The organism is Clostridium sp. MCC328 (assembly GCF_018785465.1).
GTDB classification, from domain to species: Bacteria; Bacillota; Clostridia; order Lachnospirales; family Lachnospiraceae; genus Pilosibacter; species Pilosibacter fragilis.
In genome coordinates, this window is sequence record NZ_WQPW01000108.1 from 13,678 (window position 1) to 26,158 (window position 12,481).

Consider the following 12,481-nt stretch of genomic DNA (forward strand, 5'->3'; position numbering starts at 1 on the left):
CATTATATACGAAACCGGTTGGGAATTTCAACCGGTAATCTTATGTTTTTTCAGAAATACACAGTAACTCGCTAAGTATTTAGGAAATCCCCGTATTTTCAGCGGTTTCAGCCGTCATATCCATCTCTTATTTCCACATATATATAACAGAATCCTTCTGCCTCAACGGAGCTGCCCATGCCTTTATCCCATAAAACTCACCCACTGATCACTGGAACCATTCTCCTCACCGCCGCCGGACTTCTTTCCCGGGTCCTCGGATTTTTCTACCGGATCTTTCTCTCCCGGACGATCGGTGCGGAGGGACTCGGAATCTACCAGATGATCTTCCCAGTCTACGGAATCTTTTTCTCCCTCTGCGCCGGGTCGATCCAGACCGCCATCTCCCGCTTTACCGCGGCGGACCCGGACCATGCGAAGCGAACGCTGCTCTCTGGTTTTTCTTTATCTTTCGCCATGTCTCTGGCCGCCGCCTTTGTGATCCGGCACTTCTCGGTCCCTCTTGCGGAACACGTCCTCATGGAACCGCGGTGTGCCCCATTGCTCTCCGTCATGGCCTTCGCGATTCCGTGTACCTCCGTCCATGCCTGCATCTGCGGGTACTATTACGGAAAAGAAAAAGTCTCCGTCCCCGCTGCCGCCCAGCTTTTTGAACAGATGATCCGGATCTTTACGGTATTTCTGCTGGTGTCTGTCTGCATCGAGAAACGGATTCCGGTCACAGTGTCACTTGCCGTATTCGGGCTGGTTGCCGGGGAAGCCGGATCGGCATTGTTTATGCTGATATTTTTTCTTTTATTTCATGAATTTCACGAAAATACAGGCAGATCATACAGTGTTGGCCAAAGTTCCATAAAAAATCCTCTTTTCGGGAATTCCGGACGAATTTCAGATTTCTCAGGCAATCTGTTCTCTCCCATGGCCGCCCTCCTTGCCCTCGCCGCTCCGCTCATGGCAAACCGTCTCATCCTGAACCTTTTGCAAAGCGCGGAGACGATCATGATCCCGGAGCGCCTGACCGTCTACGGACTCACCCGTTCCCAGGCCGTCAGTACATATGGAACGCTCACAGGCATGGCAATGCCCTTTGTCCTCTTTCCATCGGCCCTTGTAAACTCTCTGGCTGTGGTCCTGTTGCCAGTCACCGCGAGGCATCAGTCCGCCGGAAACGATTCCGGAATCGCGGACGGGATCTCCATGGCCTTCCGGTACAGTCTCTATCTCGGGATCTTCTGCGTTGGGGTCTTCACGGTCTTCGGCGAAGCACTTGGCTTACAGATATTTAAAAGCCAGGACGCCGGATCCTTCATTCAGATCCTCGCCTGGCTCTGCCCGTTTCTCTATCTCGCCACCTCGTCTGGCAGTATTTTAAATGGTCTCGGAAAAACAAAGCTCACTTTTTTCCACCATCTGATCTCCCTTCTCGTCCGCATCGCCTTCGTGTGGTTCGGGATCCCGGAGTTTGGGATCCGCGCATGCCTCTGGGGGATGCTTGCGAGTGAGATGCTTTTAGCCCTGCTCCATATTCTGGCGCTCCGAAGGATCGTCCCATGTGACTGGAACGCATGGATATTGATCGGAAAGCCTGTTTTCTGCCTGCTTTGCGCCCTGTGGCTCTTCCGGCTCTTTCCGGAAACGCTTCCGCTTCCGGCAGGACTCCCGGATTTTTTCCGGACTGCAGTGCAGATACTTCTTTTATCCACCATGTATCTCCTGTTTCTGCTGTTTTTTCACAGAAAACAGAGTCCGGCCTCTACATGATCACTCGTCGAATTCCACCGTCACATAATACCCACGGTCATTCTGGATAATATCCTTCACGATGCCCTTTTTGCTCTTCAGTCTCTCCGTAAACCGGAACAATCCCGACATCGCCACCGCCGGCTCGATCATGTAGTTCACATTGACCGGTGTGATGGACTCGCTGACGTCCACCTCCTGTCCGACCTCCACAAGACCCGGACGTTCCATTTTAAATACGATCTCTCTCATTTTTATCCTCTTTTCTATTTACGGTAACAGGCATTCCAGAAGTCGTGAAACATTTCGTCGGTACCTTCTGGTTCTCACTTTCCGCCTTGTATCATCGCCACAGGCAGTTTCTTCCGGATGCCCAGTGACGTAAAAATGCCGCCAGACCGCTTTTTTAGCGTTCCCTGGCGGCATTACCTTTTTACTTTCCCGGCATTGCTGCCATGTTCTCTCAAACCTGTCTGACGAGCTTATTTCCCCTCGTAAATGATCGCAGAATCCACATCATATTTCTGCAGTTTATCTCTTCCCTTTAATCCCGCAAGCTCCATCACAAAACAGATCTTAACGACCTCTCCGCCAAGCTCTTCCACAAGCTTTGCGATTGCTTCCACGGTTCCGCCTGTCGCGATCAGGTCATCGATGATCACGACCTTCTGGCCCGGCTTGATGGAATCCTTGTGGAGCTCGATGGTTCCTGTGCCGTACTCCAAGGCGTACTCCATAGAAACGGTCTCTCTCGGAAGCTTTCCCGGTTTTCTCGCTGGAACAAAGGCTTTTCCCATCGCGTAAGCAACCGGTGTTCCAAAAATAAATCCTCTGGACTCCGCTCCAACGACCACATCGAAATCTACGTCTTTTACCATCTCAAGGAGAGAATCAATCGACAGCTTTAATCCGTCCGAATCCTGTAAAATTGAAGTGATATCACGGAAAATAATTCCCGGCTCCGGAAAATCCGGGATGCTTACTACATAATCTTCCAGCTTTTTCATAATATTTATGGTTCCTTTCTGATTCGATCCACGATTACTTCTATTTTATCACATGTGTTTTTTTCTGGCAACCTTGAGAAAAAGCAAAACGTCGGTTGAATGCCTACCTTTTTTGTAGTATAATCAGAGCAGTTCCGGATTCCGCATGTGAGCGGAATCTTTGTTTGTTTCATCTGCGGATGCCCTCTGAGCGTATTTCTACAGAATAATATCGCAAAATTGTTCCGTATCGGCATAATTATAACATTTTTTAGGAAGTCCAGTGATCTGAGCATCTCACATCTTGTCAGATCACTGTTGAAATTGGTGAAATAATCATGAAAATATCTACAAAAGGTCGTTATGCACTGCGCATGGTCATCGACCTGGCTGAACATGCCGACGATGGCTTTATCTCCTTAAAGGACATCGCCGCCCGCCAGGGTCTCTCAAAAAAATATTTAGAGCAGATCGTTCCACTCTTAAACAAGACCGGAATGCTCTCCACCACCCGCGGCTACCAGGGCGGATACAAACTCGCAAAATCCCCGTCGGAATGCACCGTCGGTGCGATCTTACAGACCACTGAAGGCAGCCTCGCCCCGGTCTCCTGCCTCGAGCACACTCCAAACCCCTGCGAGCGCTGCTCCGCCTGCGACACGCTCCCGGTCTGGGAAGGTCTAAACCGCGTCATCATGGACTACTTAGACGGAATCACGATCCAGACGATCCTGGATCAGAAACATGAGCTGGAGGAAAAGCACAGACTGGCGGCTGAGGAGATCTTAAACAGTGTGAAGGGTCCGTGTCAGTCATAAAATCTGCGGCTTTGTGACTTTTTTATATTGTATTTTATATGTCGAAACAAAAAAGCTTCGCAAAAAAATTGTCTTAAGGCAGTTTCTTACGAAGCTTTTTCTGTGCCTGTTCAACGGCACAGACCGTTACAGATTTATATATTGGGGACGGCAGCATGGCATCCACATATATTCCACTTCCGTCCAACAACAGAACAGCGGTCACACATATTGCTACGCAGTGACCGCTGTCCTGTATTCGTTCGTTAATTGAGGGGGATTTTTTCCAGCACAGCTCGACGCACGGCTGAACTGTTGGGGGATTATTCCTGTAATGTCTTAAACGCCTCGTCCAGATCCTCGATGATGTCGTCGATGTTCTCTGTACCGATGGAGAGACGGATCGTGTTCTGCTTGATGCCCTGATCCGCCAACTCCTCGTCGTTTAACTGGGAGTGGGTCGTAGATGCCGGATGGATCACGAGAGACTTCACGTCAGCAACATTTGCAAGTAAGGAGAAGAGTTCGAGGTTATCGATAAACTTCTTCGCTGCCTCTGCGCCGCCTTTGATCTCGAAGGTGAAGATGGAGCCGCCGCCGTTCGGGAAGTATTTCTTGTAGAGTCTCTGCTGTTCCGGATCATCGGATACGGACGGATGGTTTACTTTTTCTACAAGCGGATGGTTGTTTAAGTACTCAACGACCTTCAGGGCGTTCTGTACATGGCGCTCTACACGGAGAGACAGTGTCTCGAGTCCCTGCAAGAAAATGAATGCGTGAAACGGGGAGATCGTTGCGCCTGTGTCGCGAAGTAAGATCGCGCGGATCTTTGTGACGAATGCAGCTCTTCCTGCTGCCTTTACGAAGCTTACACCGTGGTAGCTCGGGTTCGGCTCAACTAAGGACGGGAACTTTCCGCTTGCTTCCCAGTCAAAGTTGCCGCTGTCGATGATCACACCGCCGATCGTGGTTCCGTGGCCGCCGATGAATTTTGTCGCGGAATGGAATACGATATCTGCGCCGTACTTGATCGGTCTTACAAGGTACGGAGTCGCGAACGTATTGTCGACAACCAGCGGGATCTTATGTGCATGGGCGATGGAAGCCAGCTTCTCGATATCAACGACATCGGAGTTCGGATTTCCGAGTGTCTCAACATGGATCGCTTTTGTGTTCTCCTGGATCGCGTTCTCAACTTCCTCGTAGTTGAACGGGTCAACGAAGGTTGCTGTCACGCCGTACTCCGGAAGTGTGTGCGCTAAAAGGTTGTATGTTCCGCCGTAGATGTTCTTTGCCGCAACGATGTGGTCACCTGCATGAGCAAGGTTCTGGAATACATAGGTTGCTGCTGCCGCGCCGGAGGCAACTGCCAGTGCCGCAACGCCGCCCTCCAATGCTGCGATCCTCTTCTCAAATACATCCTCGGTCGGGTTTGTCAGCCTGCCGTAGATATTTCCTGCGTCTGTGAGTCCGAAACGTGCTGCCGCATGCTCGCAGTTTCTGAATACATAGGAAGAGGTCTGGTAGATCGGAACCGCTCTCGCGTCTGTCACCGGATCCGGCTGCTCCTGTCCTACATGAAGCTGTAATGTCTCAAATTTGAAGTTTCTCTCTGCTCTTGTTTTCTTTGCCATAGTGATTTTCCTCCTCTTATTCCGGATCGGGACATCGCATTTCATTCCCGAAAAATTTCTTATTTTCATTTACCAACCATCCTATCTGGTTGCAAGGTAATAGTACCATATGTTGGAAAATCTGTCTAATTGGATGTACTCAAGGTTTGCTATAGGTTTTTCCTATTGCTTTATGCTGCGTCAAGGCACCGCAGGAATCATGATCTTTTGCACCCTTTCCGGCATTTCTCATACACTGAACATATAGAACGATCGCAAAGAGAGGTCTTTTGGTATTATGAGAAAATTTCTGGCACCGGTTCTTTTTGTGTTTACGGCGGCGGCTCTGCTCACCGGGTGTAAAAAGAACGCGGAATCCTCCTTAACTCCCGTGACTTTAAATGAGGTTGCCCACTCCATCTTCTACGCCCCCCAGTATGCCGCCATCGAGCTGGGGTATTTTGAGGAGGAGGGAATCGATCTGACACTGGTAAACGGTGCAGGGGCTGACAAGGTCATGACAGCTCTGGTATCCGGGGATGCGGACATCGGGTTCATGGGATCTGAGGCGAGTATCTATACTTATATCCAGGGCGATGATGACTACGCCGTAAACTTCGCCCAACTCACCCAGCGGGCTGGGAACTTCCTCGTTGGACGGACACCGGAAGCTGATTTCAAGTGGGAAAACCTCATTGGGAAGAAAGTTTTAGGCGGCCGTGCCGGTGGCATGCCCCAGATGGTCTTTGAGTATATCTTAAAGAAAAACGGCATCGATCCCACAAAGGATCTCTCCATCGACCAGAGCATCAGCTTCGGTCTCACCGCGGCGGCGTTCACCAGCAATGATTCCGACTACACCGTCGAGTTCGAACCCTTCGCGACAGCCCTGGAACAGGAAGGAAACGGCTATGTAGTCGCGTCCCTCGGAAAAGACTCCGGCTACGTCCCTTACACGGCCTACAGTGCAAAAAAAAGCTATATTGAAAAGCATCCGGAGATCATCCGGAAATTCACAAATGCGATTCAGAAAGGCCTCGACTATGTGAACACCCACTCCGCTGAGGAGATCGCCGAGACGATAAGCCCGCAGTTTAAGGAGACCGACACCGAAAAGATCGCGATCATCGTGGACCGCTACAAAGAGCAGGATACCTGGAAAGAAAATACGGTCTTTGAGAAGGAAAGCTTTGAGCTTCTCGAGAACATTCTGGAGGAAGCCGGCGAGCTTGACACGCGGGTTCCTTATGAGGATCTTGTGAATACGGAGTTTGCGAAGGCAGCCGCAGAGAAATAACTTTTTAATCGGAGAGATCTGAATTTTTTTAATCATTGTAACTGTTCAGCAGGTCTGCGCACTTGCTGCGCTGACCGTAAGAAAACATAAGCTGGAAGGCAAAAATCCCATCGGCGCAGCCGGTCTCGAATGATTTTTGCTTGTAACTATGAAAGTACTGAGGTTACTAATCATTTAAATTCAGATCTCTCCGATATTTTTATACTTCCTCTCCTCTCATTCTCCACCATCCCATCATCCACTTCACATAGTCAGAAAATCCCGCGGGATCCACATCCCGGGCCGCAATGACAGGGATGTTTCCGATCTCCTCCCCATTAAACCGGTAGCGCAGCGTTCCAAGCTGGTCTCCCGCCTTTACCGGGGCCTTTGCGCTCTCTTCCAGCATCAGTTCCCGCTCCACGCCGGAAAAGTCCTCGCCGTGGAGTCCCAGATATGTAAAGGTCTCGCCGTAGGAAAGTTCCACCTCCGGCTCTTTTCCGCCTGTCACGGAGAGTTTCGGAAGCTCCGGCGGCGTCTCATCTTTATAGAGTCGGCAGTTTCCGTACCCGTAATTTAAGAGTGTCACCGCGTCCTTAAATCTCGCCTTGAAGTCCGGTGCCGCCATGATCGCGGCGATAAGCTCCACGCCGTCCTTTTTTGCTGTGGCGGAGAGACAGTATTTTGCGATACTGGTGGAACCTGTTTTCAGCCCCGTCACCTCGAAATTCGTCGCCATCTTTAAGAGCTTATTTGTGTTGGAGAGACCGAACTCCTTTGTCCCCTGCTTCGTCACATGGGTGATATTCTCCATCCAGATCGTCGTATAGTTTGTGATCTGCGGGTATTTTGTGATAAGTTCCCTGGACATCAGCGCGATGTCCCTCGCCGTAGTCACATGTTCCGGGGAATCCGTGAGTCCACAGCAGTCAATGAACTTCGTGTGCTCCATCCCCAGGCCTTTCGCCCGCTCATTCATCATCTTCACAAAAGTCCCCTCATCGCCTCCGATAAACTCAGCCATTGCCACCGACGCGTCGTTGCCGGAGGCGATGACGATGCACTTAATCAGAGTTTCCACTGTCTGGATCTCGCCCTCCTCCAGGAACACCTGGGATCCGCCCATGGATTTCGCGTGGGCGCTTGTCACCACCTCGTCTGTCAGACGGATCTTCCCTGACTGCAGGGCGTCGAAGATCAGGATCAGCGTCATGATCTTTGTGACACTGGCGGGATTTCTCGGCTCATCCGCGTTTTTCTCGCAGATCACGGTCCCCGTGGATGCCTCCATGAGGATTGCGGACGGAGCCGTGATCTCCGGGCCGGTGTACGGTGTCAGCTCCGGCTGCATCTGCTGTATTTCCATGATCTGATTTCTTATATCCTTTTTCCACGTCCCTTCCCTCATCATCCCATATCCGCTCACCGGTTCCATCATGAACAGGATTCCGGCCATGATCCCACAAATGCTTCTTTTTCCCACTCTCATATTTCTACTCCCGACCTGCCTGCTGTTCCATAAAATTTCTCCGCCCGGACGCCATTTTATTCCGCCCTGCGGCACGCTTTTCATGTTCTCAGCCAGTTTTCTCCTTATAAAATATGGCCCGGACATCCCCCTTTATGTCACTGCTTACAAAATGCTTAATTTTTCTATTTCTCGTAGCGTCGGACATGGGGTTGTGCTATGATAGAAGTAATAAATACAGAATTTTATCCGTTGTTCTGTCTGGCAAAGGACGGCGGTTACGAATTAAATTACGAGGTGATATTTTGGAATACAATAATGATTTTGAAAGGCGCCGCGCATATATTTCAAGCCGCGAAAAGCTGCGGAAACGGCGGCGGACAGTTCATATTACGATACTGCTGATCGTTCTCGGAGTTCTTCTCCTGGGAATCGGCGGACTGCTCCTCTTTAAAAAAGGAGGGCACTTATCCACACAGTTGAAAAACAACACTTCTGAATCTTCGGCGGAATCCGATCCGTCCGGAGATGATAAAACGACTGTTTCACTTGCGGAGAGCGGATCCGGAGAAGACGCTTCTCCGGAGTCACAGGAAGCTGCCGCACCGGCTGCCGCCTACAATACAGGCGATACTGCCCTGGATGGGATTTTAAACAGCGCTCACGCAAAATTCGTCACCTACGACTACGATGCTGCCATCAAGATCTTAAACTCCAACCCGGATTACGCGGAGAATTCCGATGTGAAGGAACTTCTCGCCGCCTGCGAGGAGACAAAATCCACACTCGTCCGGGCGGATGTAAACAAGATCACCCATGTGTTCTTCCACTCCCTGATCATGGATAACTCCAAAGCCTTCGACGGGGACGCGGATTCCAAGGGCTACAACCAGGTGATGACCACGAAGAGCGAATTTTTAAAGATCCTGGATTCCATGTACGAGAAAGGATATGTTCTCGTAAAGCTCCACGATATTGCCCACGAGGTGACGGACGAAAACGGCAATACGAAGATGGTGGCGGGAGATATTATGCTGCCGCCTGGAAAGATTCCTTTCGTCATGTCCCAGGATGACCTCTGCTATTACGAGTATATGGACGGTGATGGTTTCGCAAGCCGGATGATCGTGGGTGAGAACGGAAAGCCGACCTGCGAGATGGTGATGGATGACGGCTCCGTGTCGGTGGGCTCTTATGATCTCGTGCCGCTCCTTGAGGACTTTATCACGGAACACCCCGATTTTTCCTACCGGGGTGCCCGGGCGGTCCTGGCGTTTACCGGATATCAGGGCGTTCTGGGATACCGGACGGATCCGTCCTATGAGAGTTCTAACCCAAATTATGAGGCCGATAAAGAGATGGTCCGCCAGGTGGCACAGTGTCTCAGGGACAACGGATGGGAGCTCGCCTCCCACAGCTGGGGACATATCAATTTCGGGAAACGCTCCTTTGAGGATGTGAAGACAGACTCCGATAAGTGGGCCTCTAGGGTGGAATCCCTGATCGGAAAGACGGATATCCTGCTCTACCCATTCGGATCAGATGTTGGCGACTGGCATCCGTACACAATGGAAAATGAAAAATACGCATATCTCCATGAGCTGGGCTTCCGCTACTTCTGCAATGTAGACTCCAGCCAGTACTGGGTACAGTTTGGATCTGACTATCTCCGCCAGGGACGCCGGAACCTGGACGGCTACCGCATGTACTACGATCTGCCGGAGACGAATCCAGGAAAAGACCACTTAAGCGACCTCTTCGATGTGACCCAGGTCTTCGACCGCGAACGGCCGGTTCCGGTGGCACCGATGAATTAGACCTGGAATTAAAAACGGACTTCAAAAGTCATATCTCATATGGCTCATGAAGTCCGTTTCTTTTGTTTATATCCGCTAAAGCTTTCACTGAAAGTCCCTTCTGAATACATGGGAACCCGCAGAGCCTGCCAACGGCAGCTTCTTCGGAATTCGAGAAAATCAAAATACGCTGGACAGTTTTTCCCATCCAGCGTACCTGGTATTATTCTGCATTTTCTGTTTTTCAGCTGAAATCTTCATTTAGAACTGCACAATATCCTTGATCTCCTGCGCCGGCTCCACGCTCTCGGCGTAGAGAACCGGACCGACACCGTCGTAGTCCGGCCAGAACTCGTATGCGATCTTCGCGCGGACCTTGACCCACTGCTTTGTCTCAAGGTTTCTCGCCTCACGCGCCTTGCAGATAAATCCTAAAAATGTCATATCTGCCTCGCAGCATGTCATCGCCATTCGGCCCGGAACGAAATAGTTCTTCGGGAATTCCGGGGATTTTAATACCATACCGGTGAACTCCACAACTTTTCCCTCGTAGCGGTCCTGCTTATCCATGGCGTCGATGTACCAGATGCCGTAATCCTTCGGATCGATCTTGATCACATCTGCCTTCATGTCGTACGGAAGATCCTCTTCCAGAACCTCCTGCTCGATCTCGCCTTCCGCGTCCTCGAAAATCAGCTCTGCCTGCGGGTTTAAAGCCTTTAAGCCGCGGCGGTAGCGGGTGATGTTCTCATCGCTGACTTCATCGCAGCGGTTCATGATCACAAGCTCGGAGCGCTTTACAAGGAGCGCTAGGAGCGGCTTCATGTTGTTTAAATAGAGCTCGAAGGTGGAGCCGTCGATGATCGTGATCTGCTGGAAGAGTTCCCAGGTATCCGGGAGCTGCAGCTGATCCTGCGGCCACATTCCGTTCCACTCGATGAGCACCCGGGCCGGGTCATATAATGCCTCGATCCGTCCGTAGAAATCTTCATCCATCTCGGAGATGTCTTCCACGGTAACGATCTTTGTTCTTGTTTTCTTTAAGATCTCCTTATCGTACTCCGTATCGCCTTCCTCGCAGAGGATCAGAACGGTCGTACCGTCGGCCTGGAAATAGTCCTGCTGTAGAGTATTTGTGATAAACTGGGTCTTTCCCGCTTCCAGAAAGCCGTTGATGACAAATACCGGCATTTTTTCCTGCTGTTTCACTGTCTCATTCTCCTAATTATATAAAATGGTTCCTGCCCACGTCTTGCGCAGACAGGAACTTTTGGGTTTCATGCATCAAACTGCGTTCTTTAAGCCTCAAACGCTTTCTTTAACTCATCTTCCTTCAGATTGGAACCGATCACGCACACTTTTCCTGTGTAGATCGGAGCACCTGTACGGATCTCGGTCTCTTCCGGAACAAGATCGAAGTAGTACCATGTTCCGTCTGCATCCGGCAACATTCCCTTTGCACGGAGCACCTGGCCGTATTTCTCGGAGTGTGCGAGCTCCTGTAACAGGGACTCAAGTTTCTCCTTCGTGATGGTGCGGTTTGTCTCAAGCCCCCAGCTTGTGAATACCTCGTCGGCGTCATGATCGTGGTGGTGATGATGGTGGTGGCCGCATCCGCACTCGCTGTCATGGTGATGGTGATGCTCGTGCTCATCCTCGTCATCATCATCGTCGTGGTCATGATGGTGATGACCACAGCAGCATTCCTCATCGTCATGGTGGTGATGATGGTGCTCATGCTCATCTTCGTCGTCATCATCGTCATCGTGGTGGTGATGGTGGTGGCCACAGCAGCACTCCTCGTCGTCATCGTCATGGTGGTGATGATGGTGCTCATGCTCATCTTCGTCGTCATCATCGTCATCGTGGTGGTGATGGTGGTGGCCACAGCAGCACTCCTCGTCGTCATCGTCATGATGATGGTGATGGCCCTCTTTTACCTCCTCAAGGAGCTTCTCAGCCATATCATCTGTCGGCTTCTCGATGATCTCAAGAAGCTGCTCGCCTGTGAGCTTGTCGATCGGAGTTGTAACGATAGCTGCCTTCGGGTTCTTCTCGCGGATCATCTCTACACACTGAGCGACCTTGTCTGCGTCAGCGACATCGGTACGGCTTAACACGATGGTTCCTGCGCTCTCGATCTGGTTGTTGAAGAACTCACCAAAGTTCTTCATATACATCTTGCACTTCTGAGCATCAACGACTGTCACGGAACCATTTAATACAACGTCGATCTCACCCGCAACGTCGCAGACTGCCTTCATGACGTCGGAAAGCTTGCCGACACCTGACGGCTCGATAATTACACGGTCCGGTGTATACTTTGTAAGGACTTCATTTAAGGAACGTCCAAAATCACCGACTAAGGAACAGCAGATGCATCCGGAGTTCATCTCACGGATCTCGATGCCGGAATCCTTTAAGAAGCCGCCGTCGATACCGATCTCACCAAATTCATTCTCGATCAGGACTACTTTCTCGCCCGCAATTGCTTCTTTCAGAAGCTTCTTTATAAATGTTGTTTTTCCGGCTCCGAGGAAACCGGAGATAATATCAATTTTTGTCATAATGACACCTCTTTCTTGCCATCCGCGCGGCATTCCTGTATTTTTATCTGTCCGCCTTAATTTTATACTGTATCCAGACCAGATCCACTGCCGCACTTTCATTTTTCATTACCAATTACTAACTTTAACACATTTTCTAACAAAGTCAAGTACTGCCGCTTCCAGTGGGCGCCTGGAAAGCGGCAGAAATACGAGAAATTTTCTCATGTAATATTGTTTTCTCGCACAGTCTTCAGGA

The 12,481-nt window shown here is 50.5% G+C and carries 11 protein-coding genes; 4 read left to right on the forward strand and 7 right to left on the reverse strand.

Going from position 1 to position 12,481, the window contains the following annotated elements; all coding sequences use genetic code 11:
• Positions 1-177: 177 nt before the first annotated feature.
• A complete protein-coding gene (locus tag GPK83_RS14330; protein ID WP_215705095.1) occupies positions 178-1,761 on the forward strand; it encodes an oligosaccharide flippase family protein in 1,584 nt (527 codons plus the stop codon).
• Here GPK83_RS14330 and GPK83_RS14335 read toward each other — a convergent pair whose 3' ends face one another.
• Positions 1,762-1,992, reverse strand: a complete 231-nt coding sequence (locus GPK83_RS14335) for a hypothetical protein (protein WP_015553497.1) — start codon at positions 1,990-1,992, stop codon at positions 1,762-1,764. It lies immediately after the preceding gene.
• Between the two features lie 230 nt (positions 1,993-2,222).
• Complete coding sequence (locus tag GPK83_RS14340; protein WP_215705096.1) at positions 2,223-2,747, reverse strand: adenine phosphoribosyltransferase; 525 nt, start codon at positions 2,745-2,747, stop codon at positions 2,223-2,225.
• A 317-nt stretch (positions 2,748-3,064) separates the two neighbouring features.
• Between GPK83_RS14340 and GPK83_RS14345 the strand changes: the two genes are divergently transcribed.
• Positions 3,065-3,544: an Rrf2 family transcriptional regulator gene (locus GPK83_RS14345; RefSeq protein WP_021904784.1), complete on the forward strand. Its 480-nt coding sequence runs from the start codon at positions 3,065-3,067 to the stop codon at positions 3,542-3,544.
• 302 nt (positions 3,545-3,846) lie between these two features.
• Here the strand turns inward: GPK83_RS14345 and GPK83_RS14350 are convergent, their stop codons facing one another.
• A complete protein-coding gene (locus tag GPK83_RS14350; protein WP_215705097.1) occupies positions 3,847-5,157 on the reverse strand; it encodes an O-acetylhomoserine aminocarboxypropyltransferase/cysteine synthase family protein in 1,311 nt (436 codons plus the stop codon).
• A 277-nt stretch (positions 5,158-5,434) separates the two neighbouring features.
• Between GPK83_RS14350 and GPK83_RS14355 the strand changes: the two genes are divergently transcribed.
• Complete coding sequence (locus GPK83_RS14355; protein ID WP_215705098.1) at positions 5,435-6,433, forward strand: ABC transporter substrate-binding protein; 999 nt, start codon at positions 5,435-5,437, stop codon at positions 6,431-6,433.
• 199 nt (positions 6,434-6,632) lie between these two features.
• Here the strand turns inward: GPK83_RS14355 and GPK83_RS14360 are convergent, their stop codons facing one another.
• On the reverse strand, positions 6,633-7,778 hold the full coding sequence (locus GPK83_RS14360; protein WP_242990564.1) for a D-alanyl-D-alanine carboxypeptidase family protein: 1,146 nt from the start codon (positions 7,776-7,778) through the stop codon (positions 6,633-6,635).
• A gap of 407 nt (positions 7,779-8,185) precedes the next feature.
• Between GPK83_RS14360 and GPK83_RS14365 the strand changes: the two genes are divergently transcribed.
• A complete protein-coding gene (locus GPK83_RS14365; RefSeq protein ID WP_252196377.1) occupies positions 8,186-9,697 on the forward strand; it encodes a polysaccharide deacetylase in 1,512 nt (503 codons plus the stop codon).
• 28 nt (positions 9,698-9,725) lie between these two features.
• Here the strand turns inward: GPK83_RS14365 and GPK83_RS14370 are convergent, their stop codons facing one another.
• From GPK83_RS14370 to GPK83_RS14380, 3 genes are all read right to left on the reverse strand, one after another.
• Positions 9,726-9,884, reverse strand: a complete 159-nt coding sequence (locus tag GPK83_RS14370; protein ID WP_215705100.1) for a hypothetical protein — start codon at positions 9,882-9,884, stop codon at positions 9,726-9,728.
• Between the two features lie 53 nt (positions 9,885-9,937).
• Positions 9,938-10,885 carry a GTP-binding protein gene (locus GPK83_RS14375; RefSeq protein WP_330579520.1) on the reverse strand — a complete coding sequence of 316 codons (948 nt, stop codon included), beginning with the start codon at positions 10,883-10,885 and terminating at the stop codon, positions 9,938-9,940.
• Between the two features lie 89 nt (positions 10,886-10,974).
• Positions 10,975-12,243, reverse strand: coding sequence for a CobW family GTP-binding protein (locus tag GPK83_RS14380; RefSeq protein WP_215705101.1), 1,269 nt, complete (start codon positions 12,241-12,243; stop codon positions 10,975-10,977).
• Between the last annotated feature and the right edge of the window lie 238 nt (positions 12,244-12,481).